At 57.3% G+C, this 25,891-nt stretch carries 25 protein-coding genes; 11 read left to right on the top strand and 14 right to left on the bottom strand.

Translation table 11 applies throughout. The features are described from left to right. Nucleotides 1–29: 29 nt before the first annotated feature. Entirely contained in the window at nt 30–785 is a 756-nt protein-coding gene (gene mazG / locus ACN0WW_RS06070) for a nucleoside triphosphate pyrophosphohydrolase (RefSeq protein ID WP_417610432.1), read from the top strand. A 4-nt stretch (nt 786–789) separates the two neighbouring features. On the opposite strand, the gene hflX is transcribed toward mazG, so the two are convergent. The 7 genes from hflX to dusB form a co-directional block, all read right to left on the bottom strand. Then, complete coding sequence (hflX, locus tag ACN0WW_RS06065; RefSeq protein WP_417610430.1) at nt 790–2,088, bottom strand: GTPase HflX; 1,299 nt, start codon at nt 2,086–2,088, stop codon at nt 790–792. Continuing rightward, complete coding sequence (gene hfq / locus ACN0WW_RS06060) at nt 2,085–2,579, bottom strand: RNA chaperone Hfq (protein ID WP_417610428.1); 495 nt, start codon at nt 2,577–2,579, stop codon at nt 2,085–2,087. The genes hflX and hfq overlap by 4 nt, the downstream gene beginning before the upstream one ends. A gap of 131 nt (nt 2,580–2,710) precedes the next feature. After that, nucleotides 2,711–4,093, bottom strand: a complete 1,383-nt coding sequence (locus ACN0WW_RS06055; RefSeq protein ID WP_417610426.1) for a sigma-54-dependent transcriptional regulator — start codon at nt 4,091–4,093, stop codon at nt 2,711–2,713. Between the two features lie 16 nt (nt 4,094–4,109). Further along, entirely contained in the window at nt 4,110–6,401 is a 2,292-nt protein-coding gene (locus ACN0WW_RS06050; RefSeq protein WP_417610424.1) for an ATP-binding protein, read from the bottom strand. Between the two features lie 110 nt (nt 6,402–6,511). Further along, nucleotides 6,512–7,933 (bottom strand): sigma 54-interacting transcriptional regulator, encoded by a 1,422-nt coding sequence (locus ACN0WW_RS06045; protein WP_417610422.1) that lies wholly within the window; start codon nt 7,931–7,933, stop codon nt 6,512–6,514. Between the two features lie 15 nt (nt 7,934–7,948). Next, nucleotides 7,949–9,022 carry a two-component system sensor histidine kinase NtrB gene (locus ACN0WW_RS06040; RefSeq protein ID WP_417610420.1) on the bottom strand — a complete coding sequence of 358 codons (1,074 nt, stop codon included), beginning with the start codon at nt 9,020–9,022 and terminating at the stop codon, nt 7,949–7,951. Then, nucleotides 9,022–10,017 (bottom strand): tRNA dihydrouridine synthase DusB, encoded by a 996-nt coding sequence (gene dusB, locus ACN0WW_RS06035; RefSeq protein ID WP_417610418.1) that lies wholly within the window; start codon nt 10,015–10,017, stop codon nt 9,022–9,024. The genes ACN0WW_RS06040 and dusB overlap by 1 nt, the downstream gene beginning before the upstream one ends. A 92-nt stretch (nt 10,018–10,109) precedes the next feature. On the opposite strand from dusB, the gene ACN0WW_RS06030 reads away from it, so the two are divergent. From ACN0WW_RS06030 to ACN0WW_RS06020, 3 genes are read left to right on the top strand one after another with little or no spacing between them, the layout of a single operon-like run. Then, nucleotides 10,110–11,285: a bifunctional 2-C-methyl-D-erythritol 4-phosphate cytidylyltransferase/2-C-methyl-D-erythritol 2,4-cyclodiphosphate synthase gene (locus ACN0WW_RS06030; RefSeq protein WP_417610416.1), complete on the top strand. Its 1,176-nt coding sequence runs from the start codon at nt 10,110–10,112 to the stop codon at nt 11,283–11,285. Then, nucleotides 11,285–11,803 carry a hypothetical protein gene (locus ACN0WW_RS06025; RefSeq protein WP_417610414.1) on the top strand — a complete coding sequence of 173 codons (519 nt, stop codon included), beginning with the start codon at nt 11,285–11,287 and terminating at the stop codon, nt 11,801–11,803. Before ACN0WW_RS06030 ends, ACN0WW_RS06025 begins: the two co-directional genes overlap by 1 nt. A gap of 20 nt (nt 11,804–11,823) precedes the next feature. After that, complete coding sequence (locus ACN0WW_RS06020) at nt 11,824–12,339, top strand: CinA family protein (RefSeq protein WP_417610412.1); 516 nt, start codon at nt 11,824–11,826, stop codon at nt 12,337–12,339. On the opposite strand, the gene ACN0WW_RS06015 is transcribed toward ACN0WW_RS06020, so the two are convergent. Together ACN0WW_RS06015 and lipA are read right to left on the bottom strand one after the other, a co-directional pair. Beyond that, nucleotides 12,288–12,773 carry a type II toxin-antitoxin system RatA family toxin gene (locus ACN0WW_RS06015; RefSeq protein WP_417610410.1) on the bottom strand — a complete coding sequence of 162 codons (486 nt, stop codon included), beginning with the start codon at nt 12,771–12,773 and terminating at the stop codon, nt 12,288–12,290. The two genes, ACN0WW_RS06020 and ACN0WW_RS06015, sit on opposite strands and share 52 nt — an antisense overlap. Further along, nucleotides 12,760–13,752: a lipoyl synthase gene (lipA, locus tag ACN0WW_RS06010; protein ID WP_417610408.1), complete on the bottom strand. Its 993-nt coding sequence runs from the start codon at nt 13,750–13,752 to the stop codon at nt 12,760–12,762. The genes ACN0WW_RS06015 and lipA overlap by 14 nt, the downstream gene beginning before the upstream one ends. A gap of 194 nt (nt 13,753–13,946) precedes the next feature. Here lipA and ACN0WW_RS06005 point away from each other — a divergent pair, with 194 nt between their 5' ends. From ACN0WW_RS06005 to putP, 4 genes are all read left to right on the top strand, one after another. Beyond that, complete coding sequence (locus tag ACN0WW_RS06005; RefSeq protein ID WP_417610406.1) at nt 13,947–14,573, top strand: carbonic anhydrase; 627 nt, start codon at nt 13,947–13,949, stop codon at nt 14,571–14,573. 5 nt (nt 14,574–14,578) lie between these two features. Further along, a complete protein-coding gene (locus tag ACN0WW_RS06000) occupies nt 14,579–15,196 on the top strand; it encodes a pyridoxamine 5'-phosphate oxidase family protein (RefSeq protein ID WP_417610404.1) in 618 nt (205 codons plus the stop codon). A gap of 224 nt (nt 15,197–15,420) precedes the next feature. Beyond that, on the top strand, nt 15,421–16,188 hold the full coding sequence (locus ACN0WW_RS05995) for an NYN domain-containing protein (RefSeq protein WP_417610402.1): 768 nt from the start codon (nt 15,421–15,423) through the stop codon (nt 16,186–16,188). Nucleotides 16,189–16,285: 97 nt separating this feature from the next. Further along, on the top strand, nt 16,286–17,761 hold the full coding sequence (putP, locus tag ACN0WW_RS05990) for a sodium/proline symporter PutP (RefSeq protein ID WP_417610400.1): 1,476 nt from the start codon (nt 16,286–16,288) through the stop codon (nt 17,759–17,761). A gap of 83 nt (nt 17,762–17,844) precedes the next feature. Here the strand turns inward: putP and ACN0WW_RS05985 are convergent, their stop codons facing one another. Next, on the bottom strand, nt 17,845–18,240 hold the full coding sequence (locus ACN0WW_RS05985; protein ID WP_417610398.1) for a metallopeptidase family protein: 396 nt from the start codon (nt 18,238–18,240) through the stop codon (nt 17,845–17,847). Between the two features lie 275 nt (nt 18,241–18,515). On the opposite strand from ACN0WW_RS05985, the gene ACN0WW_RS05980 reads away from it, so the two are divergent. After that, nucleotides 18,516–18,863 carry an endonuclease domain-containing protein gene (locus ACN0WW_RS05980; protein WP_417610396.1) on the top strand — a complete coding sequence of 116 codons (348 nt, stop codon included), beginning with the start codon at nt 18,516–18,518 and terminating at the stop codon, nt 18,861–18,863. Between the two features lie 600 nt (nt 18,864–19,463). On the opposite strand, the gene ettA is transcribed toward ACN0WW_RS05980, so the two are convergent. After that, nucleotides 19,464–21,143 (bottom strand): energy-dependent translational throttle protein EttA, encoded by a 1,680-nt coding sequence (ettA, locus tag ACN0WW_RS05975; protein WP_417610394.1) that lies wholly within the window; start codon nt 21,141–21,143, stop codon nt 19,464–19,466. Nucleotides 21,144–21,328: 185 nt separating this feature from the next. Between ettA and ACN0WW_RS05970 the strand changes: the two genes are divergently transcribed. Both ACN0WW_RS05970 and ACN0WW_RS05965 read left to right on the top strand, forming a co-directional pair. Next, nucleotides 21,329–22,705 carry a M20/M25/M40 family metallo-hydrolase gene (locus ACN0WW_RS05970; protein ID WP_417610392.1) on the top strand — a complete coding sequence of 459 codons (1,377 nt, stop codon included), beginning with the start codon at nt 21,329–21,331 and terminating at the stop codon, nt 22,703–22,705. 2 nt (nt 22,706–22,707) lie between these two features. Beyond that, nucleotides 22,708–22,950, top strand: coding sequence for a hypothetical protein (locus tag ACN0WW_RS05965; protein ID WP_417610390.1), 243 nt, complete (start codon nt 22,708–22,710; stop codon nt 22,948–22,950). A gap of 39 nt (nt 22,951–22,989) precedes the next feature. On the opposite strand, the gene ACN0WW_RS05960 is transcribed toward ACN0WW_RS05965, so the two are convergent. From ACN0WW_RS05960 to ACN0WW_RS05950, 3 genes are all read right to left on the bottom strand, one after another. After that, nucleotides 22,990–24,393, bottom strand: a complete 1,404-nt coding sequence (locus tag ACN0WW_RS05960; RefSeq protein WP_417610388.1) for a sensor histidine kinase — start codon at nt 24,391–24,393, stop codon at nt 22,990–22,992. Further along, nucleotides 24,390–25,109: a response regulator gene (locus ACN0WW_RS05955; RefSeq protein WP_417610510.1), complete on the bottom strand. Its 720-nt coding sequence runs from the start codon at nt 25,107–25,109 to the stop codon at nt 24,390–24,392. Before ACN0WW_RS05955 ends, ACN0WW_RS05960 begins: the two co-directional genes overlap by 4 nt. Before the next feature lie 104 nt (nt 25,110–25,213). Continuing rightward, the gene (locus ACN0WW_RS05950) at nt 25,214–25,840 is read right to left on the bottom strand and encodes an EF-hand domain-containing protein (RefSeq protein WP_417610386.1); all 627 of its coding nucleotides are present in this window, start codon (nt 25,838–25,840) and stop codon (nt 25,214–25,216) included. Between the last annotated feature and the right edge of the window lie 51 nt (nt 25,841–25,891).

The raw sequence follows: 25,891 nt of genomic DNA, 5'->3' as shown, positions 1-25,891 counted from the left end.
TATATTATCAACCTTAAAGACGGGTTAAAATGGACAGGCAGTCAATCGATCCCCTGCTAGAAATCATGCGGCGTTTGCGCGATCCTGACGATGGTTGTGAGTGGGACAAAGTGCAGACGTTCCGGACGATCGCACCCTATACGATCGAAGAAGCCTATGAAGTTGCCGACGCCATAAACCGGGATGATATGGTGTCACTCAAAGACGAGCTTGGCGACCTGCTGCTGCAGGTCGTCTTTCACAGCCAGATTGCTTCAGATGCCGGCGCTTTTGCGTTTGATGACGTGGTGACATCAATTTGCGAGAAAATGATCCGCCGCCATCCGCATATTTTCGGCGAAGAAGACCAGAGCCCGGGCTGGGAGCAAATCAAGGCCGAAGAACGGGAGCAGTCAGGCCAGACAAGCGCGTTGGACGGCGTGGCGATTGCCCTGCCCGCTCTGCTACGGGCGCAGAAGATCCAGAAACGGGCAGCGCGTGTCGGCTTTGACTGGCCGGACAAGGCACCGGTGAAGGAAAAGCTGCTCGAGGAGCTGGACGAGGTAGAAGCTGCGCGGGACGCCTCAGAAGTCCACGAAGAAATCGGCGATTTGCTTTTTTCCGCAGTCAACCTAGCCCGCCATTATCAAGTCGATGCCGAGCGTGCATTATCAGACGCGACTGCAAAATTTACCAAGCGATTCAATGCCGTAGAGGCCAATGTAACCAAAAATATGCAGGAAATGTCGCTCGAAGAACTGGAAGCGGAATGGCAGAAGGCGAAGGCCATTCCGGAGGCCGGTTGATCACTCAATCCAGGGCGTGATAGCGGCCCCAATTGCGCGGCGACATTTCAACCGCGAGAATTAGGTCGTCGGACTTTTGTTCACTGCTCAATACCCGTCCGTTTTCGTGCAGCCACGCCATCCGCTTGCCATCGGCCGCCGCTATGGTCACCTCCTCGCACTTATAGCCTTCGGACAATGTCTTTGCGATCAGATTGACCAGCGTGTCGACACCGGCACCGGTTTGCGCAGAAATGGTGCAAACATTTTCGGGCAACGGCGGCGAAATTCGCGCATATTGCGGATCATCAGAAGAAATCTTGTCGATCTTGTTCCAGGCTTCGATGACAGGAGGCCCCTCTCCCGCTTCGCCGGAAACGCCGAGATCGAGCAATATCTGCCTGACATCCATTGCCTGTGCATCGGTGGCTTCATGGGAAATATCGCGCACATGGACCACGATATCGGCGGCACTCACCTCTTCCAGCGTCGCGCGGAATGCGGCTACCAGTTGCGTCGGCAGATCCGACACAAATCCGACCGTGTCCGACAAGATGGCCTTGTCATAGCCGGGCAATGGAAATTCCCGCATGGTCGGATCCAGCGTTGCAAAGAGCAAATCCTCGGCAAAGACATCGGCACCGGTCAGCCGGTTGAACAAAGTTGACTTGCCGGCATTGGTATAGCCAACCAAGGCAACCACCGGCCAAGGCGCACGCTGACGCCGCTCGCGATGGAGCGCACGGGTTTTGCGGAGATGAGCCAGATCCTTGCGCAATTTGGCCATGCGATCGCGAATCATCCGGCGATCGGACTCGATTTGTGTTTCGCCGGGTCCGCCCAGAAAGCCAAAGCCACCGCGTTGCCGTTCCAAGTGGGTCCAGCTGCGCACCAGTCGCCCCGCCTGATAATCCAGATGCGCCAGTTCGACTTGCAAACGGCCTTCCGCGGTCGCGGCGCGTGCCCCGAAAATCTCCAGAATAAGGCCTGTCCGGTCAATGACCTTGACGTCGATCTTCTCTTCGAGATTTCGTTGCTGGATCGCGGTCAGGCTGCCATCAACGATCAGGATCGTCGCTGAATTTTCTTTCATGATGCCCGCAATCTGATCCACCTGGCCCGAACCAAACAGTGTCGCAGGCTTGGGGTTGCGAACCGAATAATAGCGCGCATCTGTCGCCACCAAGCCGATCGCCAAAGCGAGGCCGACGGCCTCTTCCAGCCGATGTTCGAGGGCAGACTGGCTAAGGGAAGCCATGTCGGGGTGGACAATGAGCGCGCGCTTGTTGTCGCTGCCCAGATTTTCCTTCTCAAATGGTATCAATGCGCACCATCATCTGGGCTATTGTAGTCTGCCAAATTAAGGGGGCCACCAGGCTGGACAGTGGAAATCGCATGTTTGTACACCAGCTGCGACAGCCCTTCCCTCTCAAGCAAGATGCAGAATAGATCATAGGCCGCAACTTCGCCCTGCAACATCACGCCGTTGACCAGAAACATCGTCACAGGATCGTTGCTATCCCGCACAGCGGTCAGAAACACCTCTTGCAGCACTCCTGCCCTAGTCTTCGCTCTGTCCATCAGGTCGGCAAAAGGCTGCGTGTCCAGTGCTTCCGAAGGCATGATCGTTGAAATGGCATGTTTATAGACGAGCTGAGACTGTCCGTCCCGGCGAAGCAGTACGGAAAAATTGTCGAACCAGGTGACGATGCCCTGAAGCTTCACGCCCTTTACCAGAAACATCGTCACGGGAGTTTTTGATTTTCGCAGGGAATTGAGAAATAAATCTTGCAGGTTATTTGTTTTATCGGTCATGTTTGACTCCTATTATTGGCCAGCTTTGCGATGGCATTTTATGGTTTTGCGGCGATAGCTCGTACTATTTTGCCTTTGCACAGCTCATATATTGGATTTGGCGGTTCACGACAACCGCTTAACCGGTTCGGTCATTCGACATCACCCTTTTTCCGTGATGCAAGCCCCAAGATTTTCAGCTTCCGGTGCAAGGCTGATCGTTCCATCCCTATGAAATTCGCCGTTTTTGAGATGTTTCCCGAAAACCGGCGGATCTGGACTTTCAGATATTCCCGTTCAAAGCTTTCTCGCGCTTCTCGCAGAGGGGACCCCATCAGCGACGCGACGCCCTGGTCGAGATCGTCGTCATTGCCTAGCACCTCTGGTGGCAACATCTCGATCTCAATTTTGGTAAAATTGTCCTTGGGCGCCAGAATGATCGTACGTTCGACCACATTTCTCAGCTGCCGGACATTGCCGGGCCAATCGCAGGCCTGAAGCGCTGCCATCGCTTCATCCGAAATTTCCGGAGGTTGCAGTCGCTGCTCTGCGGCAAAGCGCGCGGCATAATGATCCACCAATACCGGTATGTCCTCGCGCCGTTGATTCAGCGGCGGCAGGACCACCGGCACGACATTGAGGCGATAAAACAGATCTTCCCTGAATCTTTTTTCGCGGATCTCGACGTCGAGATCGCGAGAGGTCGCAGAGACAACCCGCACATCGACGTTTACTTTCTGGGAGCCACCAAGCCGGTTGAAGCTCTGTTCTGTCAGCACCCGCAATATCTTGCCTTGGGTATCGAGGGGCATGTCGGCGACTTCATCGATAAACAACGTGCCGCCGTGGGCCTCTTCCATCAGCCCGGTTTTTTCGACCTTGCCGTTCCGCTCGGTGCCGAACAGCTCCTCCTCCACACTTTCCGGCGAGAGCCGGGCCGCGCTGATGGTGACGAAGGCTGCGTTGGAACGGTTGCTCCAATTGTGCAGCAACCGGGCGGCGACTTCTTTGCCGACCCCTGCAGGACCGGAGATCAGAAGCCGGCTGCCGGTTCCGGCTACACGCTTCAAGGTCGCACGGACATTGTTCACCGCGGCCGAATTTCCCGTCAACTCATCTGCAAAGCCGACGCGCGCTTTCAGGATTTCATTTTCCCTGCGAAGTCGTTCGGTTTCTGTCGCTCTGGCCACCAAGTGAAGCAGATGTTCCGCCTCAAAAGGCTTCTCAATAAAATCGACCGCGCCCTGTGATATCGCCGCTACGGCCGTATCAATATTGCCGTGGCCGGATATGACGATGATCGGCATTTTTGCATCGAGTTGCTTCATTTCCGTCAGCAGTTCGAGGCCGTCCAGACGGGACCCTCGCAGCCAGACATCGAGCAGCACCAACGATGGGCGCCGCTCGTTGACCGCAGCAATTGCCGCATCGCTGTCAGCGGCGACACGTGTCGTGTAACCCTCGTCTTCCAAAACGCCGGATATCAGATCCCGGATATCCGGTTCGTCGTCGACAACGAGAACATCTAACGCCATTTTATACCTCTAACCTTCATTTACTACTATTTACCATTTCGCTGCCCTGGCCATCGGAACCATCGGGCGGCGCGTCGCCCTCTTCCGCAGTATCGTGTGCCAGTCTGGCCAATTTCGACGGGCTCAGCCGAATCGTGACCCGCGTACCTGCGTTCGGCGCATCGCTGAATTTCATCTCGCCAAAATGCTCTTCGACAATCTTTTTGACGATGGCCAGACCCAGGCCGGTGCCGCTCGCCCGGGTTGTCATATAGGGTTCGACGATACGATCCCGTTCTATTGGCAGGCCAATGCCGTTGTCGGTAAGCTCTACAACAACAAGCTGATTCTCGGTCCGCAGTGCCAGCGTTATTTCGCCGTCACTGACTTGAAAATCGCTGTTTGTTTCGGCGCGCTGCTGGATCGCTTCCGCGGCATTCTTGATGATATTGGTCAACGCCTGGCCGAGTTGCCGACGATCACAAACGAGGGAGATCGGCTGATCGTCAGAAACAAAAGTGAATGTAATCGTGGGCCAGCCAACATCCTGCATGAACAACGCCTGTTTCAGAATGTCATCGAGATTCTCCGTTCGGAAAACGGGTTTCGGCATTCTGGCAAAAGACGAAAATTCATCGACGATATTTCGCAAATCTCCAACCTGCCGGACGATCGTGTTGGTCAGGCTTTCAAACACTGTCTCATCTTCGGTCAGGCGCGAGCCAAACCGCCTCTGCAACCGTTCTGCGGCCAGCTGAATCGGCGTCAGCGGATTCTTGATCTCGTGGGCGATGCGTCTGGCGACATCCGACCAAGCGGCGCGGCGCTGATCGAGCAACTGTTGGGTAATATCCTCGAAGGTAATGACATGACCATTGGGACCGCCAACAATTTTGACCGCCAAGGTCCGCATGTCGGAATCCGACGCGAATTCAATAATGCTATTCTCGACGCCTTCCTGAATCAGTTCGTCAAATTGCGGCGCGGCCGTTTTTATATCCGCATCGAGCAGGTCGTTGATCGGTTTTGAAAGCAGCGACTGCGCCTGTGAATTGACCAGCTTGATCTCACCCTTTTCGTCCAGGCTGATGATGCCGGCCGTCACCGACTCCAGCACCGCCTCGATAAACGCGCGCCGGCTGCCCAATTGTTCGTTGGCGGTAATCAAGGCCGTGGTTTGGGTTTCCAGCCGCTCGGTCATCCGGTTAAAAGCGCGGCCCAAAGTGCTAATTTCATCATTCTCGAAGGTCGTCGGGACCCGCGTCGCCAGATCGCCTTGAGTCACTCTCTTTGCAGCGTGGACCAGATCGCTGACGGGTCTGACCATCCGATCCGCCACCAGCAGTGCTATCCACAAAACCAGGCCGACGATCAGCAGCGAGATGACAAAAAGGGCAATGTTGAATTGCAATTGCAGACTTCGGGACCGTGAAAACAGATCCTCATAATCGGCGAGCACAGACTGCGCGCGTTCCCACTGGCTTAAGGCCAACATGTCTGAGTCGCGTGCCGCATAGAGGAAGATACGCGATTTCAAATCCAGTGCGGTCACGGCCTCAATCTTGTCCGGCCGAGCGGTGACGACGTAACTCTGGCCTTTTTCCAACTGCTGCAAAACGGCCTTCGTTATCTTGGGCTGTTTGTCCCCGTCGTCCGGATCGACTGCGGCGGCCGTGCGTGCGACGCCATCGGGGCCATATTCGATAATCGCCGATTCATTGAGCTTACGCGACAAGACCTGGAAGACATAGCCTTCGGCGAACTCCGGGCTTTCAAGGCCGGCCTGTTGCAAATAATTGCGCAAATCATTGGCCATGGTGATCGTTTCTTCACCGACTTCGCGCTGGTTCTGCTCGTAATAGCCGCGCGCCAGGTCATTGGCGTTCTCCAGCATCCCCCGTGCCCGGTCGGAAAACCAGAATTCGACGCCATATTGAAAGAGCAAGGAGGCGAAAATGACGACCAGCAACATTGGAATGCTGGCGACCAGGGAAAATAGGCCGACTAGCTGGACATGCAGCCGGCCTTTGCTGCCGATTGCAGATTTTGCTGCCCGGTCCTTTGCAATGCGGCGTCCGAAGAGCACGAGCAAAGTGATTGCAGGCACAAGGTTCGCAACCAACAGAGCGGCAGTCAGCGGAGGAGAAATAAAATCGGTTTGGTCGGATTGCCTGCTAAGCAGAAAATAGGTGCCGAGCATGATCCCGCCGAACAGCACCAGGACGCTCCACTCAACCCGCTTCATGAAGGCTTCCTGTTCCGCCATAAGCGCAAGGCGCCGCAGCCAGTTGGGGACACGTTGTTCCGAAGGTGAGGTCGAAGCCGTCATTGTGCTTTCAATACAACAGTTTCGTTGCGACAATAGCACTAATATTGCAAAAATATCACGGTTCGGCGATGCAGTCAGTCATTTCGTCGCGGCAGGGCGTCCCGGCCCGTCTATTTGGATTGAGTCGGATCAATTTGATATTCGTTGAGCTTCTTGCGCAACGTGTTGCGATTAATCCCAAGAATTTTGGCGGCTTTTATCTGGTTGCCGTGCGCGTGGTGCATCATTTCGATGAGCAGGGGCTTTTCAAATTTTTCGAGCGCCTGAGCGTATAGATTTTCTTTTTCAGGCGCTGCCATCAGTCCGAGGACGATCGACTTGATATGGCCCTCAAAATCCATGTTCGTGGACTCAACCCGGTCCTCGCCGCGCTCTGCGGCCAGGATTTGGCGGATGGCTTCCTCCGAAAGCGTATCTTCCCGTCCCGTCACGACGAGGCGGTAGATAACATTTTTCAATTCCCGGACATTGCCGCGCCAGTAATTGTGGCACAGCAGGTTCATCCCCTCGGGCGAAATCTGCTTTTGCGGGAGCCCTTCGGTGACCGCCAGTTTGAGAAAATGGTTGGTCAGCGCCGGAATGTCGCTGGCGCGTTCCCGCAACGGCGGCAATTCGATCGGCACGACATTGATCCGGTAATAGAGATCTTCGCGGAACTTGCCCTCCTCGATCAACTCAAGAAAGTCGTGGTTGGTCGCAGCAATGATCCGGACGTCGAGCTTGACCAGTCCCTTGCCGCCAACCCTGCTGATCTCTCCGGACTGGAGCGCGCGCAGCAAGCGGGTTTGGGCATGCATGGGCATATCGCCAATCTCGTCGAGGAACAGGGTACCGCCCTGCGCCTGCTCAAATTTGCCGGCCGCACTGGCAACGGCCCCGGTAAAGGCGCCTTTTTCGTGGCCGAACAACTCCGCTTCGATCAGCTCCGAGGGAATGGCGGCCATGTTGACCGCGACGAACGGGCCGGCCTTGCGGTGGCCGAGGCTGTGGATGGCCTCTGCGACCAGTTCCTTGCCGGTACCTGACTCGCCAAGCACAAGAACCGAAAGATCATTTTTGAGCAGCCGGGCGATCATCCGGTAGACGTCCTGCATCGCAGGGCTTCGGCCGACCAGTGGCAGGCTTTCCTCATCCATCGACGGTTCCGTAGGCTGCTTATTTTTCGGCTTCAGGGCCTGGCCGACCACCTTCACCAGTTCGTCGAGATCAAAGGGCTTTGGCAGATATTCGAAAGCGCCGGTTTCCGACGCGCGAACCGCGGTATTGAGGGTGTTCTGGGCCGATATGATGATGATCGGGATGTCCGGATGGGTTTCCTTGACGGTACCCAGCGAGGAAATGCCGTCGCCCTCTCCCTCCCCCAGCCCGACGTCGGTCAACAGCAAATCATAGGCGCTGCTCGCCATCAACGCGTCGCGTTCGGCAATCGACTTGCAATTTTCTACGTCATAGCCCTCCGCCCGCAGCGCGGTGATGATGACATGGCTGACCGACAGATCGTCTTCGACTAATATGATTTTTTCATTGGCCATGATTATATCCTGCGGTCAGCTTTTTGGTGCAACGGGGAGAAACAGCGTGAAGCGGCTCATCTCTTCGTGATTTTCGCGATCGTAGCGGATCCGGCCGTTCATATCGCGCATCAGCTTTTTGACGAGGGCGAGGCCGAGCCCCTGCCCTTCTTTTTTGGTGGAAACAAAGGGGGAGAAAATTTCGCGCTCGAGTTCCGGCGGGACGCCAGGGCCGTTATCGCAGACCATGATCTGGATCGGAAGGCGGATAGCGGCGGTCTGGCCCTGTGCTGACAGGGAGGCGCCGAAACTGTAGCGGGTGACAATGCGGATTTCCGGGCTCGGCAGATGCTTGGTCGCATCGACCGCGTTCGCCAGCAGATTGGTGAGCACCTGCATCATCGCCTCCGGGTCAATCAGGGCGTCGGGCAAGGACGGGTCGAATTTGTCGTTGATCCGGACCGCCTGCCCCGTCGCCGCCTCGATCGACTGGCGGGCGCTGTCGATCAGCGAGTGGATGTTGACGGCCTTGATCTGGGCCGGCTGATTCGACGACAGCGTCTGCATCCGGTTCAGCAGATTGACCACCCGTTCGACTTCGGCCGTGATCATCTGGGTTAGCGGTTTTTGCGATTCGTCGAGTTTCCGGTCCAGCAATTGCGCCGCGCCCCGGATCGCGGCAAGCGGGTTTTTTATCTCATGGCTGAGGATGTCCGGCGCACGGATGGCGAGATCGGAGGGTTCCGGATTCTCGTTTTCCAGGATCGGGCCGTCCTGAGGCAGTACCGAGAGCGATATCAGACGCCATTCGGAGTCCGAGGCGAGCGGATGGATGTCAAAATCGACAATGCCCAGTTTGCGATCTTCGCTGGTAACCATCACGCTGCGGGCGGTCAGGCTGATATCGGGCTCGGTCAGGGCAGCATGCAGTCGCGGGTCCGAGAATTGCAGGACATCGTCGATCCGCCGGCCGAGCAGATTTTTGGCGCTGGTCCCGAACAGGGCTTCGCCGGACGGATTGACGCGGGTGATGCGGTGCCCTGTGTCCAAAATGATCAAAGCATGGCTGAGCCCTGCCAGAATTTGCTCTCCCGAAGGAATCGCGTCCATCAAGCGGCAGCTTTATTCAGCCAGGGCATGTAAAATTCCTCCAGCATTTCCAGCACAATATGAGGATTGGACTCGCTGTTCGCCCGATTGCGGAATTCCGCCGAACCGGTCAGGCCCTTGGTGTACCAGCCGATATGCTTCCGCGCGACTTTCACGCCAACGTCTTCACCATAGAGCTTCAGCATGTCCCGATAATGTTCGTTGAGAATCGCATATTGCGTGGCGATATCCGGATCAGGCAGACGTTCTCCGGTTTTGAACCAATGCATGAACTGCCCTAACAGCCAAGGTTTCCCGTAAGCGCCCCGACCGATCATCACGCCGTCCGCTCCGCTTTGCTCAAGTGCGGTCTGGCCGTCTTCGATGGTGCAAATGTCGCCATTCACGATCACCGGCAACGAAACGGCCTGTTTCACTTTGCTGACAAAATTCCAGTCGGCGCTGTCGCGATACATCTGACAGCGGGTTCTGCCGTGCACGACAATCATTTTCGCGCCGAGATCCTCTGCAATATGCGCCAGTTCAGGAGCGTTCAGGCTCTGATGATCCCAGCCCATCCGCATCTTCACGGTGACCGGCACATTAACCGCCTCAACCGTCGCCTTGATCAGCGAAGCTGCCAAGGGAAGGTCCCGCATAAGCGCCGAACCGGCGTCGCCATTGACGACTTTCTTGACCGGGCAACCCATGTTGATGTCGATAATCTGTGCGCCGCGATCTTCGTTCAGCTTGGCGGCCTCGGCCATTGTCACGGGATCACAGCCGGCGAGTTGCATCGAGACCGGTTCTTCGGTTGCGTCCCATGCGCATTTTTGCAGCGACTGCCGGGTTTCCCGGATCATTGCCTGACTGGCAATCATTTCCGTCACATTGAGCCCGGAACCAAAACGCCGGACCAGTTTTCGGAAAGGCAGATCGGTGACGCCAGTCATCGGAGCCAGAATGACCGGGCTCTCGATTTTCAAGTCACCAATGAAGATCGGGTCTAGTTTCATATATACTGCCTAAAATTTAAGCAGCCCTTATCGCCTATTGCGGTGCGAAGCAAGAATTGCTTCCTCGCTATTCTGAGGGTAGATCCCGGCCTATGGCCCCACCGCGTCACGTTTCAGAACAAAACCATGCACTGATCGTTGCGGCAGGCGTTGGCGCGCGTGCAGGGTTGGATATTCCCAAACAGTTCCAGCCGGTAGACGGAAAGCCGATGGTCCGGCACAGCGCCGAGCGTTTGGCAGCACATCCGGATATTGATCAGCTATGGGTTGTGGTTGCGGCCGGCCAAGAAGAGCAGATGAAATTGGCGCTTGGCCCTGTGGCTGGCTATAAACTTGTCGTCGGCGGCGCAACCCGCCAGCAATCTGTTTACCAGGGGCTCACAGCGATACGGGAGTCAGGCGGTGCCAAACATGTTCTCGTCCATGACGCTGCCCGGCCATTTGTGTCGCATCAGGTCATTGATCGGCTGCTCGATCGGCTAAACAGCCAATCGGCAGCGATTCCCGTTTTGCCGAGTGTGGACACCATGATTCAATTAAAGAACGACCAGCTCGAGCGGGCCGTCGACCGGAACAGTCTGTGGCGGGTCCAAACACCGCAGGCTTTCGATTTTGCGAAACTGCTGGCCGCGCATGATGATTTTGCGGGCGGTATGGACGCCAGCGATGATGCCCAGATATTCAAGGCAGCGGGACATGCGGTAGCCGTTGTCGATGGCGATGAGGCGCTCAAAAAATATACTTTGCCAGCCGACTTCGGCGAGGAGATAACCAAAAATATGCGCCAGATACGCACCGGAATGGGATATGATGTTCACCAGCTTGTGGCGGGAGAAGAGCTCTGGCTGGGCGGCCTGAAAATCGACCATGACAAGGGCCTGTCGGGGCACAGCGATGCGGATGTCCTGCTGCATGCGTTGACGGATGCTCTGCTCGGGGCGATCGCGGAAGGTGATATTGGCGATCATTTTCCTCCAACAGATGCCAAGTGGCGCGGCGCGGCATCGAGCCGATTTGTGGAATATGCGGCATCGCTCATCGCAGAGAAAGGCGGAGTCATTCATAACGTGGATATGACTCTGATTTGCGAAGCCCCGAAAATGAAACCCCACCGCGAGGCCATTCGGCGCAATATTGCCAAAATATTGGCGGTTGAAATGGATCAGGTGAGCGTCAAGGCGACGACCACGGAAAGACTGGGATTTACCGGTCGACGAGAAGGCATCGCCGCGCAGGCCATTGCTACCATCTCTCTGGAGAAAAACTGATGAAAATTCGCGTTCCCGTTGCTCTGGCACTGCTCGGCATGGCCCAGTCTGCCGTCGCTCAAACCAGCGAGCCCGCTAAATGCCTAAGCGTAGATCAGGCCGAGGCATTGGTAACCTATATATTGCCGAAAGCCGTAGATGCCAGTCGGGCCGCCTGTTCCACGAGCCTGTCGGCTTCATCAGCTCTGATGATTGAAAATTCGGAACGGCTCACCAACTACCGGGCAGCGTCGGAAAGTGCCTGGCCAAAAGCGAAGAGCGCCGTAACCATATTGGCAGGCGACAAGCTCCCGCAGGATATGGACGATGCGCTGTTGCGGCCAATTGCTGATGCGATGTTCAGCAAGTTGATCGGAGAGGAAATCAAGCCCAAAGATTGCGCTCTGATCGACAAAATCTACGGCGACCTTGAACCAATGCCCGCCGCCAACCTGGCCAGTCTGGCGATCACCATTGTTCAGGCTTCGACAAAAGACGGCAAAAAACGGGGTATTGCCATTTGCAAAGCAACGGCATGATGCGCTAACCCTGCGTCCATATGGAAAATCTGCTGCCCAGCGAGCTCGTCCAATTGGCCCACAGGGTCATCGAAGAAAACCGTGCCGCGGGGCGCAGGATAAGCGTGGCGGAAAGCTGCACCGGCGGACTGGTCGCAGCGGCACTCACTGAAGTTGCGGGCAGCAGTGATGTTTTCGATCGTGGCTTCGCAACTTATTCGAATGAAGCGAAGCAGGAAATGCTTGGCGTTAGCGTCGATTTGCTCGAGACATTCGGAGCCGTTTCGATCGCGGTGGCCTGGGAAATGGCCAAAGGAGCCCTTGAAAACTCAGGCTGCGACGTTGCCGTAGCGATTACCGGTGTTGCTGGTCCTGGGGGCGGCTCGGAGAAAAAACCGGTGGGTACGGTCGTCTTTGCCAAGGCAGAGAAAGGCAAAAACATCGAAGATGTCGTTGCTGATCGAAAAAACTTTGGTCACGACAAAACGCGAGCCGATATCCGGTATCAGGCGGTGCTGGTTGCGCTGGAACTGTTGCTTCCCGACGGCAGCGAATAGCCATTTCCGTAAATTTCGTTGGCCCGGTCGACAAAAGCGCTGGTCATTTTGTGGAGCGCTTTGGCAAACATCTGCCCCGCGAGCTTTTCAAACATGCGGTTTTTGAAGCTAAACTCGACGTAGAAATCGACGTGACAGCCACCGCCGTCGCGAGGCCTGAAACGCCATTCATTGTGCAGTTGTTTGAGCGGGCCGTCGAGATAATCGACGTCGATTGATTGATTGCGGACCTTGATAACGCGGGATGAAAACTGCTCCCTCAACCCCTTGAACCCTACCAGCACATCAGCCAGCATTTCCGTTTCACTGTCTGAACGGACCCGCGTGCCGACGACCCAGGGCAAAAATTCCTGATAGCGACCGACATCGGCAACCAGAGCATACATTTGTGCCGCGCTGTAAGGCAGGTCCCGGGTTTCTCTATGAGCCGGCATTCGATGCACCCGAGCGCGCCAGTTTTTCTTCGCGCGCTTGCCGCATTTTGGCAAAATCTTCGCCGGCATGATAGCTGGAACGGGTGAGCGGGCTGGACGCAACCAGCAAGAAGCCTTTGGCGCGCGCAACCGAAGCATAGGCATCAAACGCCTGCGGTTTGACGAATTCGCTGACCTTTACATGCTTGGTGGTGGGTTGCAGATATTGGCCCATTGTCAGAAAATCGATGTCTGCGCTGCGCATGTCATCCATCACCTGATGCACTTCGAGCCGCTGCTCGCCGAGACCAAGCATGACGCCAGACTTGGTGAAGATGGACGGATCGAGTCGTTTAACCTGCTCGAGCAACCGCAGCGAGGCGTAATAGCGCGCCCCTGGCCGGATCGTGGGATACAGGCGCGGAACCGTCTCAAGATTGTGATTGTAGACATCAGGACGCGCCGCAACGATCGCCTCGACCGCTGCCTCCGACTTGTTGCGGAAGTCCGGCGTCAGGATCTCGATGGTTGTTTTGGGAGTCGTCCGGCGCAGCGCCTCAATGACCTTCACAAACTGGCTGGCCCCACCATCCGGGAGATCGTCACGGTCGACGGAAGTCACCACGATATGTTCGAGGCCCAGCTTGGCTGCGGCGTCGGCCGTGTGCTGCGGTTCAAGCGCGTCGACCGCCATCGGCATGCCGGTCTTCACATTGCAGAAGGCACAGGCCCGCGTACAGACATCGCCCAATATCATCACGGTCGCGTGCTTCTTCGTCCAGCATTCGCCAATATTCGGACAAGCGGCCTCCTCGCAAACCGTGTTCAGCTTGTGCTCCCGCATCAAATTCCGGGTTTTTTCAAATTCGGTGCCCATTGGCGCTTTGACGCGAATCCAGTCGGGTTTGCGCAGACGTTCGGGACGCGGTTCTGGTCGTGTGATCTTGGTGATTTCGTTCATGTCATCCAGATAGCGATGCACATGCGACTTGCCAACCATGATATGTGAGCATTGCGGGAGCTCCGGCTTTGCTTTCCGGCTCCGTGTGACGCCGCACGCTACTATCTTTCCTTTCGATATGATTTTGGCTATCGCGCCATCTACCGCTTGTGCCGAGCCGCATCAGTTGCGTCAAAAGCGCGGTATTTGCGTCCGGGGCCGTTCTTGGATGGTCTCGAGGAGGGAGTATTTTCATGCCTGAATTCAAAGCGATGCTGGACGGGTATAAGAGATTTCGTGAATATAATTACCCGCGGCAAAAGGCACGGTTCGATGAACTGTCCCAGCACGGTCAAAACCCGCCGGTCATGGTTATCTCGTGCTGTGACAGCAGAGTCGATCCGGCTACCATTTTCGATACCGGACCGGGGCAAATGTTCGCGCTGCGCAACGTTGCCAATCTCGTGCCCCCTTTTGACAGCAGCGGCGGTATCCACGGGGCATCCGCAGCAATCGAGTTCGGGGTTACCGGGCTGAACGTGAAACATGTCGTGGTCATGGGACACGGTCAGTGCGGCGGCATCAGCGCGGCGCTTAAAGGCGGCGATCTTGGCGTTTCCGGTCACAGTTTTATCGACGACTGGATGTCGATCATAACCGATGTCCGGAACGAGGTGGTTGCCAGCAATTGCGACGATCCACAGCGCGCGCTGGAACTGGAGTCGGTCAAAATCAGCCTGAGCAATCTGCGTACCTTTCCGTTCATCGCGGAGCGGGAAAAACGGGGAGAACTCAAGCTGCACGGCGCATGGTACGCGATCGGTGAAGCGACCCTGTTCACGCTGGATGAAGCCAGCGGCGAGTTTTCCGCGGTCGAATGACCCAAATGACAGAAGAATCTTTTCTCAATGACTTGAGTCTGTCTCTTCACGAAGCATGGCACCTGTTGCAGAGCGGTGCCGGAGACCGTCATAGCCCGCTGCACACTCCTGCCGTAGCAACCGTGACCGGTGATGGCATAGCAAGTCAGCGGATCATGGTGCTGCGCTCGGTCGATCAAGCCAAACGCCAATTGCGGTTCAACACCGATGTTCGCGGATCCAAGGTCGCCGATATTCGCCGTAACGGCACTGTTTCGATATTGGGCTATCATCCGGAAGCCAAAGTGCAGCTGCGCCTGTCCGGCACAGCTGTCGTGCAGTCCGAAGGACCGGTCGCGGACGCGGCCTGGCAACAGGCGACACTTTACGGCCAGCGCTGCTATCTCGCCGATCCTGGGCCTGGCACCCCCGCAGGCAGCCCTACATCTGGCCTGGATCCCGATATCGAGGGAGTAAAGCCTACGCCGGAACAGGTGCGCCCTGCCCGCGCGAATTTTGCGATCCTGCTGGTCGATGTGCAGACGATCGAGTGGCTTTATCTGGCGCACACTGGCCATCGGCGCGCAAGGTTCGACTGGAACGAGGCGGCGCATGAATGGAACAGCACTTGGCTGGTGCCCTGAATGCTGAGGCCATTGCGGGCTTATCTTGACAAACTTTACAATGTTATCGATTCAAAAAACCTTCCCGCTTGATCGTGCCTGATATGACTGGTCGCGCGACCGGAAGTCGCCCCTTTTCTGATGAATGTCTGTCAAACAGCCGCATCCTTCATAATCGACCGGGCGGCCTGTAGGACAGCATTTTTCCTCTTGAACGCCCTCCCCCCGCAGTCCATCACAGGGCCATGAATCAACATTATGACAATATCGCCCTCCTGATCGATTCCGACAATGCCAGCCATCACGGGATCGACCCGGTGCTGACGGCGCTGGCAGAGCTCGGCACAGTCAACATCCGCCGTGCCTATGGCAACTGGCGCAAGCAGTCACTAAAAGGCTGGGTGGATATCCTGCACAAATACGGGATTGAGCCGCAGCAGCAGTTTGACCTGACCAAGGGCAAGAATGCCACGGACATGAAGATGACGATCGATGCGATGGATCTGCTGTTTCGCGGCAATGTCAGCGGCTTCGGCATCATGTCGAGCGACAGCGACTTCATGCCGCTGGCAATGCGGATCCGGCAGGAAGGCTATCCGGTCTACGGGTTCGGCAGCGCCAAGACGCCCGAAGGCTTTCGGCAGGCGTGCAGCCGCTTTATCGATGTCGATGCGCTGATCAAGGCGGACCAGCGCAATCGCGGCGGTGGCAACAGCAAAAGTGACGCCAAGACGGCGAGCAAGTCCGACAGCTCGAGCAACAGCAACGGCGATAGCAATGGCAAGGTCGACGACGAACTGCTCAATCTGCTGATCGATGCCTATCAGGCGAGCAAACGCGACGCCGAGGGCTATGCGAGCTTGAGCGAAGTCGGCAAGATCGCCGGCAACCGCTCCAGCTTCGACGTCCGCAACTATGGTTTTTCGCGATTGTCGGAAATGTTCGAGGCGGTGCCCAATTTCCAGACCAAGCGCGATGGTAACGAGCAGCTGTTTGTGAAAAGACTGCGATGAGTTGCTTCTTCTCCCGTGAGGGAGAAGGATTATCCCCTCTCCTCACCCCGAAAAACGCAACGGGTGACTCGCGGCTCAAAATCGTTATGTATGCGGCATGCAAACCGGAGCCCTGATTTCACTCGCCCTTTATTTCATTCTCATGCTGGCCATCGGCTTTTACGCCTGGCGCAAGTCCACCGACAGTAGCGAAGGCTATCTGCTCGGGGGTCGCAATCTGCATCCCGCGGTTGCTGCGCTCTCCGCCGGCGCGTCCGATATGTCGGGCTGGCTGTTGCTGGGCTTGCCGGGCGCGCTCTATGCCGCCGGGCTGGTCGAAGTGTGGATCGGGATCGGGCTGTTTCTCGGCGCGCTGGTCAACTGGATCGTGGTTGCGCCGCGGCTGCGCGAACAGACCGAACGGATGGGCAATGCGCTCACCATCCCGCAATTTCTTGCCAACCGTTTCCCCGACAGAGCGCTTGCCCTGCGGGTGACGTCGGCGATTATCATCGTCCTGTTTTTCGCGGTCTATACGGCGGCCGGTCTCGTCGGCGGCGGCAAATTGTTTGAAACCAGCTTTGCCGGCCTGTTTGGCGACACCGGGATGAGCGACTATATGACCGGCATCTGGATGACCGCTGGCGTTGTCCTGGCCTATACCATGGTTGGCGGCTTTCTGGCGGTCAGCCTGACTGACTTTGTCCAGGGCTGTATCATGGTCGTGGCGCTGGTGCTGATGCCGATCGTAGTGCTGACCGACGATGGCGGGATCAGCGCGGTATCGGCGACGCTGACTGCGATTGACCCCAATTTTCTCAGCCTGACCGCCGGCCTGTCCTTTATCGGCTTTCTCTCGGCGATCACCTGGGGGCTGGGCTATTTCGGTCAGCCGCATATCATTGTCCGGTTCATGGCGATCCGGTCGATCCCGGCGGTTGCGACCGCCCGGACGGTCGGCATGAGCTGGATGGGCGTTGCGCTGATCGGCGCGATCGGCGTCGGCATCACCGGCCGCGCCTTTGTCGAGCGCAATGGCATCGTGCTGGACGATCCGGAAACAATCTTCATATTGCTGGCCAATGCGCTGTTCCATCCGCTGATTACCGGCTTCCTGCTGGCCGCCTTGCTGGCGGCGATCATGAGCACGATCAGCTCGCAGCTGCTGGTGTCGTCGAGCTCGCTGACCGAGGATTTCTACCGCCTGTTCCTGCGCAAGAATGCCAGCGAGCGGGAAACCGTCAATATCGGGCGTCTCGCCGTGGCGCTGGTCGCGCTGGTGGCGATCTATATCGCGCGGGATCCGGACAGCGAGGTGCTCGGACTGGTTTCCAACGCCTGGGCCGGCTTTGGCGCAGCTTTCGGCCCGCTGATCATCCTGTCGCTGACCTGGCCGCGGATGACCGGCACGGGCGCGGTAGCCGGGCTGGTGACTGGCGCACTGGTCGTGATCATCTGGATCGCGATGGGCTGGAACAGCAGCTTCCTGGGCGGACCCGGGGTTTACGAGATCATTCCCGGCTTTATCGCGGCGATGGCGGCGATTGTCGGGGTGAGCCTGGCGGGCAAGGAATCGCCGACTTATCAGGCTTGATACGGTTTTGCGCGCGACTGCCGGGTTTGAACGAGTGTGGCCCGGGATGCTGAAACGAGTTCAGCATGACGAATAATGGGGGTTTAGTCGTCTGCGCTGTCCTCGATCGCGTGCATGTCGGCGTCGCTGAGCCCGAAATGGTGGCCGACCTCGTGGATAACGACATGGCGGATCAGCGCTTCGAGCGCGACGCCGGTCTGGGCCATTTCGGCGAGCAGCGGCCGCCGATATAGCGTGATGCGATCGCCCTTCCCGCTCGGCTGCGCCCATAGAGATTTTTCCCCAACCGGCACGCCCTGATAGAGGCCGGACAGCTGATAGGGACTGGTCATCCCGAAATGATCGAGAATCTCCTGCTCAGGCCAGTCTTCGATACGCAGCACGATGTCGCCGAGATAATCGGCGAACGGCGCCGGAATGGTTTCGAACACGCGGCGGGCGATGGTTTCGAAATCGGTGATGGTGGGCGGGTTGGTCATGGTCTCAATATAGGGATTGCCATGCTGTGGCAAAAGAGCGGTTACGCGTGTGGCTTGATACCATCGGACATTGTTTCAAGAAATAGTTGTGCGCGATTCCTTCTCCCGTGAGGGAGAAGGACACAGAGCCTTATTCGCGAAGCGGATTAGGCGGCGTTGGATGAGGGTGTTCTGCACTCTGAAGCGCAGAACACCCTCATCCAGCTGCGACTAGGCAATGAATTGCCAAGTCTGCGCATCCTTCTCCCTCACGGGAGAAGGCGAAGGAGGTGGCAATGGGAGAAAAACGGCTAACCGAGCGAGCCCGCACCCTGCGCCGCGACATGACCGAAGCCGAGCGCAAGCTCTGGAGCCGATTGCGCAACCGGCAGCTGGAAAACACCAAATTCGTCAAACAGTTTCCCATTGGCCCCTACGTCGCGGACTTTGCCGCGCGGAGTCTCAGGCTGGTCATCGAGCTAGATGGCGGGCAGCATAGCGAGAGCAAGGATGCTGCGCGAACGCAGGCTATCGAGGAACATGGCTATCGGGTGATCCGGTTCTGGAACAACGATGTGATTGAGAACATCGACGGCGTAATGGAAACAATCGTCCGAGAAATACACATTGCGCGGGGCCAGTAATCCCCTCTCCCTCAAGGGAGAGGGTTGCGCAGACTTGGCAGCTTGCTGCCTAGTCGCAGCTGGGTGAGGGTTTACTGCCGCTAGCGATGCGCGCCACACCACCTTCAGAACACCCTCATCCAACTCCGGCTAATTCCCCCGGATCAAGTCCGGGGTCATAAGCCTCCATATCCTTCTCCCTCACGGGAGAAGGGGCGCAAGGGCCATATATCGCCTTACAAAACCTTCTCCCTTAAGGGAGAAGGATACGAAATCTTGCCGTCGAAGCGACAGCGAAGGCGGCTAGATGCAGTTGGATGAGGGTGTTCTGAGAACTCCGAAATACCTGCTGTCTCGTCAAACCGGACACGATCGGTTTATCCAGAACGTCAACAGCCAGTAGTCGATGATTGCGGCTCTGGCTGTTGAATCAAGTTCACCAGGACGCAATATTATTTCTGCTTATCGAGATCCTTTAGCAGCCGTTCTATAATCTTGATTTTCGCCAGCACATTCAGTCGAATTGCCGAATCCGTGCATGGATTAATAATTCCTCGCAGCACCTGCAACTCCGATTTCGCTTTCTTCAAACTATCCATAGTTCAAGACCCTTACAAAATCTCACCTAGTCAACTTCTTATAAGCCACCCGCGTAGGCCGGTCCGCCGCATCGCCCAATCTCCGCCGCTTATCCTCTTCATAGCTCTCAAAGTTCCCTTCGAACCACTCCACATGGCTGTCCCCTTCGAACGCCAGGATATGCGTTGCCAAGCGATCGAGGAAGAAGCGGTCATGGGAGATGACCACGGCGCAGCCGGCGAAGCTTTCGAGGGCGTCTTCCAGCGCGCGCAGGGTTTCGACGTCGAGATCGTTGGTGGGCTCATCGAGCAGCAGCACGTTGCCGCCCTCTTTCAGCATCTTGGCGAGATGGACGCGGTTGCGTTCGCCGCCGGAGAGCTGGCCGACCTTTTTCTGCTGGTCGACGCCCTTGAAGTTGAACGCGCCGACATAGGCGCGGGTCTGGACTTCGTTTTTGCCGAAGGTGAAAAAGTCGTGGCCGCCGGAAATTTCTTCCCAGATATTCTTTGACGGGTCGAGCGTGTCGCGGCTCTGATCGACATAGCCGAGCTTGACCGTTTCGCCGAGTTCGAGCGTACCGCTGTCGGGCGTTTCCTGACCGGTTATGATCCGGAACAGCGTGGTTTTACCCGCGCCGTTGGCACCGATGATGCCGACAATGCCGCCCGGTGGCAGCGAGAATTCGAGATCTTCGAACAGGAGCTTGTCGCCATAGGCCTTCGTCAGCCCCTTGGCCTCAATCACCTTGGAGCCGAGCCGTTCCGGCGTCTGAATCAGGATCTGGGCCTTGCCGACGACGCGATTTTCTTGTGAAGCGACGAGATCGTCGAATGACTTGATACGGGCCTTGGACTTGGTCTGCCGGGCTTTCGGGCTCTGCCGCATCCACTGCAGCTCGTTCTCGATCGCTTTCTGGCGGCTCTTGTCCTCGCGTTCTTCCTGTTCCATCCGCTTGGACTTGGCTTCCAGCCAGTTGGAATAATTGCCTTCGAACGGGATGCCCTTGCCGCGATCGATTTCGAGCACCCAGTTGACGACATTGTCGAGGAAGTAGCGGTCATGGGTGACGAGAATGACGTTGCCGGGATAGTCGATGAGATGCTTTTCCAGCCAGGCGACGCTTTCGGCGTCGAGATGGTTGGTCGGCTCATCGAGCATCAGGATTTCCGGCTTATCGAGCAGCAGGCGGCAGAGCGCGACGCGGCGCTTCTCACCGCCGGAGAGATCGGTCACCGGGCTGTCGCCGGGCGGGCAGCGCAGGGCTTCCATCGCGATTTCGAGCTGATTGTCGAGTGTCCAGCCATCGACTGCGTCGATCTTTTCCTGCAGCGTGCCCATTTCCTCCATCAGCGCGTCGAAATCGGCGTCTTCCGGTGGATCACCCATGATAGTGGAAATTTCGTTGAAGCGATCGACGAGATCAGCGACTTCGCGGACGCCGTCCATGACGTTTTCCTTGACGGTCTTGCTGTCGTCAAGCTCGGGTTCCTGAGCGAGGTAGCCAACGCGAATGCCCTCCCCTGCCCAGGCTTCGCCCTGAAACTCTTCATCCTGACCGGCCATGATCTTCATCAGGGTCGATTTACCGGCACCGTTCTTACCGATGATCGCGATTTTCGTGCCTGGCAGAAACTGCAGGTGGATATTGTCGAGTACGGGCTTGGGGGCACCGGGGAAAGTCTTGGTCAGACCCTTCATGACATAGCTATATTGGACGGCCATTATATATTCTTTCTCAATCACTGTCGTTCGGCCTGCGCCTGTCGAAAGCGGCCTGGCGGCTGGGTGCTTCGACAAGCGCGGCATTTACGGAAAATGGGGCTTGTTTGATGGCCCATGTAGCTATTCCGCCCGTCCGTCGCAAGAGACCATTGGCAAAGCGCAAAAGGCGGGTTAGTCAGCAGGACATGAGAAAAACAACCAAATTGCTCGCTGGCGCAACCGCGCTGTTCCTGTCCACCTCGGCTCTCGCTGACAATCACGATATCGCGGCGTTGCAGACAAAGGCGCTGCAGGACGATGTCGCCTATGATATCGTCGAAGGACTGACCACGGAAATAGGGCCGCGGCAAGCCGGGACCGAAGCGGAAGCGCGGGCCAGAAACTGGGCTGTCGCCAAGTTGAACGCGCTGGGATTCAGCAATGTCCGCAATGAGCCTTATATGATGCCGACCTGGGTTCGGGGCACAGAAACGGCATCGGTGATCAGCCCTTATCCCCAGAAGCTGGCAATCACGGCTCTGGGCAACAGCGGCAGTACCGGCGCACAGGGTTTGACCGCAGAGGTTGTCTATTTTCCGACTCTGGCAGATCTGGTGGCAGCCCCGGATGGCAGCCTGGACGGGAAGATCGCCTTTGTCAGTCACGAGATGAAACCGACCCAGGACGGCTCCAGCTATGGCGCTTTCGGGCCAGCGCGCTTTGTCGGTCCGAATATCGCGGCGAAAAAGGGCGCTGCGGCGATCGTCATCCGTTCGGCCGGGACCGACCATCATCGCAATCCGCATACCGGCAACACCAATTTTGAAGAAGGCGTGACACCGATACCGGCAGGTGCGCTTTCCATTCCGGACGCGGAAAATCTGGTGCGCATGGTGGAACGCGGCAAGCCGGTAAAATTGAAGCTGGTGCTGACCCCGCAAAATATCGGAGAACAGGAATCGGGCAATGTGATCGCCGAACTGCCGGGTAGCGATCCGTCGCTCGGCATGATCGTAATCGGCTGCCATCTCGATAGTTGGGATCTGGGCACGGGCGCGATTGACGATGGCGCGGGCTGCGCGATTATCACCGCTGCCGCCAAGCAGGTGATGGCGGCGGGGCAACCGCAGCGGACGATCCGGCTGCTCTGGGCTGGCGCCGAAGAAGTCGGCCTCTGGGGCGGCAATGCCTATGGAGAGGCACGCAAGGGCGACAAGCACGCGCTGGCGATGGAATCTGACTTTGGCGCCGACCGTGTCTGGCGGGTCGAGTTTAATTTGCCGGAATCCGCCAAGCCGCTGGCCGACCGCATCGCCAATGCGTTGCAGCCGCTTGGTATCGGGCGGGGCCAGCAGCCGGCCACCGGGGGGGCTGACGTTCAGGCGATTATCCGCAACAACAATCTCGCGGTGATTGACCTGCAACAGGATGGTACCCGCTATTTCGACCTGCACCACACGCCGGACGATACGCTGGACAAGATTGATCCGGAACAACTGCGCCAGAATGTTGCCGCCTGGACCACGGTCCTGTCGATCGTCGGCAACAGCGATGCCGATTTGACGATGCCGCCGAAGGAATGAAAGTGCGCCGCTTCTTATGGCCCGCCGTGATGCTGCTCGCTGCCTGTTCGGAAACACCGGTTGAAGATCAGGGCGATGAGGCGATCGCGGCGCATGCGGAGGATATTGAGCAAGAGGCGCGTTCTCTCGAGCAGGCGGCTGATGAAGCGGTCAAGGCGATGGAAGAGGATATTGATGCCGAGCTGGCCGCGGATGGCGTTCCCGATCCGGCGGCAGAGCCCGTCCCGTCTGAAACCGAAAACTAGCGACGCGCTGTTTCCGGTCGGTTACAGACAAGCCGCAGACTAACGGACTGACAACAGCAGCGTAGCCCGTAACCCGCCGTTTTGCCGGTTGTTCAGGAGAATATCGCCGCCATGGTCACGGGCTATGGCGCGGGCCAGCGTCAGACCCAGTCCGGAACCGCCGGTCGCACGGTTGCGCGAGGTTTCTCCGCGCGAGAATGGCTCGAACATCGCCTCGATTTCCCCGTCGGGGATTCCCGGACCATTGTCATCCACATGAATCATCAGCTTGTCGCCAGACTTTTCCACAGAGATATCCGCAGCCTTGCCATAGAGAATAGCGTTGCCGATCAGATTGCGCAGCGCCCGGCGGATCAGTGTTTCGCGGATCAGCGCGCTCTGCTTTTCGCCTCGCTGATAGCGGACCTCGTGACCCAGGTCGGTGAACTCATCCACGATCGTTTCGATCAGCGAGCGGATATCAACCCGGTCGGCCTGCTCGCCGGAACGGCCAAGCCGTGCGAGAGACAGGATGTCATCCAGCATATGATCAATGTCTTCGATACCGGCGATCATCCGTTCACGCTCGCCATCATCTTCGACACTTTCTACCCGTACGCGCAGAGCGGCCAGAGGGGTCCGGAGATCATGGCCGATCGCACCGAGCATGACGTCCTTTTCATTGAGCATGTCGTTCACTCTGGCGCTCATGATGTTGAACGCGCGAATCAATTCACGGGTGTCGGGCGGTCCCTGTTCGGGCAGTTCCTCCGTTTCGCCGGGCCGGAAGCCCTGTGCTTTGGCCGTCAGCGACTTGAGCGGGCTGGAAATGTAGCGGCCGAGCAGGATCAGCGGAATCAGCAACAGCAGATAGATGGTGATCGTCTGAAACAGCAAGGTGCGCACCAACAGGGGGGTGCGTTCTCTCACTGCGGATGCGATGCTGACCCACTGGCCGTTCGCTTGCTGGGCCGAAATAATAACGAATCCGGTGACCTCCGATGGCGTCCGCCTGTCACCCATGGACCGGTTGATCGGGTTGTCGCGCCAGTCCCTGCGATTGGCTCCAATCATATGCCCGTTCAAATCGCTCGTCACATCGTCGATGAAGGTCACGCGGATATCGGAAAAGCCGATGCCCATATTGGCAAAGGCTTGCCCGGCGCGCGCTTCCAGTTCCGGCATACGGCGCATATCATCGGTGACGGCGCTCTCCGGACTATATTTCAGCCGGCCCCACCGTCTTGCCCTGATATCTCCGCCGTGGGGCATCGGACGATCATTTGCCTGACGGTCCAGACCGAAGACGATGCGCGCGACGGCCGATGTGGAGGCTTCCACCAGATTTTGATTCTTGGCCCCCCGGTACAGAAGGAAGCTGTTCACGCCCTGCGCCAGCAACAGCATCAGGGCTACAATCAGCAGAAGCTGCCCGACCAGGCTTTTTGGCCAGAACCATTTCACAGCGACTTGACCTCGCCGGCCAGCACATAGCCGCCGCCCCATACTGTCTTGATGATTTCCGGATTTTTCGGATCGGTTTCAATCTTGCGTCTCAGCCGGCTGATCTGATTGTCCACCGCCCGGTCAAAAGCGTGCGCTTCCCTGCCCTGTGTTATGTCGAGCAACTGATCCCGGTTGAGGACCTTGCCGGCCCGCGAAACCAGCGCCAGCAGCATCTGATATTCGCCGCTGGACAGCGACACATTGACGCCATCGGTATCAATCAGGCTGCGCGTGTCGCTTTTCAGCGTCCATCCCGAAAATTGATACCCGCCACCGGACGTTCCGAGCTGCTTCCCTCCCCCCTTTTCCGCACGGCGCAAAACGACCTTGATCCGGGCCACCAGTTCGCGCGGGCTGAAGGGTTTGGTGATATAGTCATCGGCGCCCAGTTCCAGCCCGATGATCCGTTCGGTCTCTTCGGTTCTGGCGCTGATGAAGATGACCGGGGTGTCGGTCTTGTCGGTAACGAAACGGCAAAGGCTGAGGCCATCCTCACCAGGCATCATGATATCGAGCAATATGATGTCGAAATCATAAGCGTTAAGCAGCGATCGAGCGACGCTGGCATCGCTGGCCTGTTGTACTTTGTAGCCCTGTTTTACGAGATAGTCCGCCAACGGCTCGCGTAACGACGCTTCGTCATCGACCAGCAATATGTGGATTTTCTGCGTCATCATATCGCCCTATCACAGGAATCACAAAAAGGAACGGACCGTCAGCCATCGGGGGAGAGGAGAGAGTTGGCTGACGATCCGTTCGCAAAAAAGGGGTTCAGGGATCAACCGCCTTTTTTGTTCTTGGCCCATTCCGCGCGGTGGGCCTGCCAGGCCGCCTTGCGCTCCTCTTTGGTGACCTTGCCGTCCTTGTTGGCGTCGGTCTTGTCAAAATGGGTCATCGCAGCAGCGATAAATTCGCTTTTGCTGATCATCTTGTCACCGTTGGTGTCAGCCTGCCGCATCATTGCCATGCCACGTCCACCATGGTGCCCGCGCATTTTCCGGTCGCCGCGCATAGTCTTGCCGCCATGCTTGCGGTGCATCGAACGCGCTTCTTCCGGACTCAATGTGCCATTGCCGTCCTTGTCCATACGAGCAAAGCGCTTGGCTTTACGTTCCGCACGAGCGGCGTCCATTTCAGCCTGCGACAGTTCACCATCACCATTGGCGTCCATTTTGGCGAACCGTTCAGCCCGTTTTGCCGCACGATCTTCCTTGGAAAGCTGGCCGTCGCCATTCGCATCCATTTTCGCGAAACGCGTTTCCAGCGATTGCGTCAGTTCCGCGCGGCTTATGGCACCGTCACCGTTGGTATCGGCCCGCATCCCGCGCTCGCCGGGAGCGGCAATGGCGACACCGCCAGCCATCAGCATCGCGGTCGCGCTCGAAATCAAAATTGCTTTTTTCATGTTCTATTTCCTCATGTTCCATTTCAACGAAACGGTATAATCGTTCCGCTA

Origin of the sequence: Parasphingorhabdus sp., from assembly GCF_048269865.1 — a bacterium.
Taxonomy (GTDB): Bacteria; Pseudomonadota; Alphaproteobacteria; order Sphingomonadales; family Sphingomonadaceae; genus Parasphingorhabdus.
The sequence above is the reverse complement of the archived record's forward strand: the minus strand, read 5'-3'. Positions and strand labels throughout refer to the sequence as shown.

What these genes read in the sequence shown, in the direction of transcription:
- mazG (WP_417610432.1), top strand. Translation starts at nt 30, where the DNA reads ATGGACAGGCAGTCAATCGATCCCCTGCTAGAAATCATGCGGCGTTTG.
- hfq (WP_417610428.1), bottom strand. Translation starts at nt 2,579, where the DNA reads ATGACCGATAAAACAAATAACCTGCAAGATTTATTTCTCAATTCCCTG.
- ACN0WW_RS06055 (WP_417610426.1), bottom strand. Translation starts at nt 4,093, where the DNA reads ATGGCGTTAGATGTTCTCGTTGTCGACGACGAACCGGATATCCGGGAT.
- ACN0WW_RS06050 (WP_417610424.1), bottom strand. Translation starts at nt 6,401, where the DNA reads ATGACGGCTTCGACCTCACCTTCGGAACAACGTGTCCCCAACTGGCTG.
- ACN0WW_RS06045 (WP_417610422.1), bottom strand. Translation starts at nt 7,933, where the DNA reads ATGGCCAATGAAAAAATCATATTAGTCGAAGACGATCTGTCGGTCAGC.
- ACN0WW_RS06040 (WP_417610420.1), bottom strand. Translation starts at nt 9,022, where the DNA reads ATGGACGCGATTCCTTCGGGAGAGCAAATTCTGGCAGGGCTCAGCCAT.
- dusB (WP_417610418.1), bottom strand. Translation starts at nt 10,017, where the DNA reads ATGAAACTAGACCCGATCTTCATTGGTGACTTGAAAATCGAGAGCCCG.
- ACN0WW_RS06030 (WP_417610416.1), top strand. Translation starts at nt 10,110, where the DNA reads ATGGCCCCACCGCGTCACGTTTCAGAACAAAACCATGCACTGATCGTT.
- ACN0WW_RS06025 (WP_417610414.1), top strand. Translation starts at nt 11,285, where the DNA reads ATGAAAATTCGCGTTCCCGTTGCTCTGGCACTGCTCGGCATGGCCCAG.
- ACN0WW_RS06020 (WP_417610412.1), top strand. Translation starts at nt 11,824, where the DNA reads ATGGAAAATCTGCTGCCCAGCGAGCTCGTCCAATTGGCCCACAGGGTC.
- ACN0WW_RS06015 (WP_417610410.1), bottom strand. Translation starts at nt 12,773, where the DNA reads ATGCCGGCTCATAGAGAAACCCGGGACCTGCCTTACAGCGCGGCACAA.
- lipA (WP_417610408.1), bottom strand. Translation starts at nt 13,752, where the DNA reads ATGGTTGGCAAGTCGCATGTGCATCGCTATCTGGATGACATGAACGAA.
- ACN0WW_RS06005 (WP_417610406.1), top strand. Translation starts at nt 13,947, where the DNA reads ATGCCTGAATTCAAAGCGATGCTGGACGGGTATAAGAGATTTCGTGAA.
- ACN0WW_RS06000 (WP_417610404.1), top strand. Translation starts at nt 14,579, where the DNA reads ATGACAGAAGAATCTTTTCTCAATGACTTGAGTCTGTCTCTTCACGAA.
- ACN0WW_RS05995 (WP_417610402.1), top strand. Translation starts at nt 15,421, where the DNA reads ATGAATCAACATTATGACAATATCGCCCTCCTGATCGATTCCGACAAT.
- putP (WP_417610400.1), top strand. Translation starts at nt 16,286, where the DNA reads ATGCAAACCGGAGCCCTGATTTCACTCGCCCTTTATTTCATTCTCATG.
- ACN0WW_RS05985 (WP_417610398.1), bottom strand. Translation starts at nt 18,240, where the DNA reads ATGACCAACCCGCCCACCATCACCGATTTCGAAACCATCGCCCGCCGC.
- ACN0WW_RS05980 (WP_417610396.1), top strand. Translation starts at nt 18,516, where the DNA reads ATGGGAGAAAAACGGCTAACCGAGCGAGCCCGCACCCTGCGCCGCGAC.
- ettA (WP_417610394.1), bottom strand. Translation starts at nt 21,143, where the DNA reads ATGGCCGTCCAATATAGCTATGTCATGAAGGGTCTGACCAAGACTTTC.
- ACN0WW_RS05970 (WP_417610392.1), top strand. Translation starts at nt 21,329, where the DNA reads ATGAGAAAAACAACCAAATTGCTCGCTGGCGCAACCGCGCTGTTCCTG.
- ACN0WW_RS05955 (WP_417610510.1), bottom strand. Translation starts at nt 25,109, where the DNA reads ATGACGCAGAAAATCCACATATTGCTGGTCGATGACGAAGCGTCGTTA.
- ACN0WW_RS05950 (WP_417610386.1), bottom strand. Translation starts at nt 25,840, where the DNA reads ATGAAAAAAGCAATTTTGATTTCGAGCGCGACCGCGATGCTGATGGCT.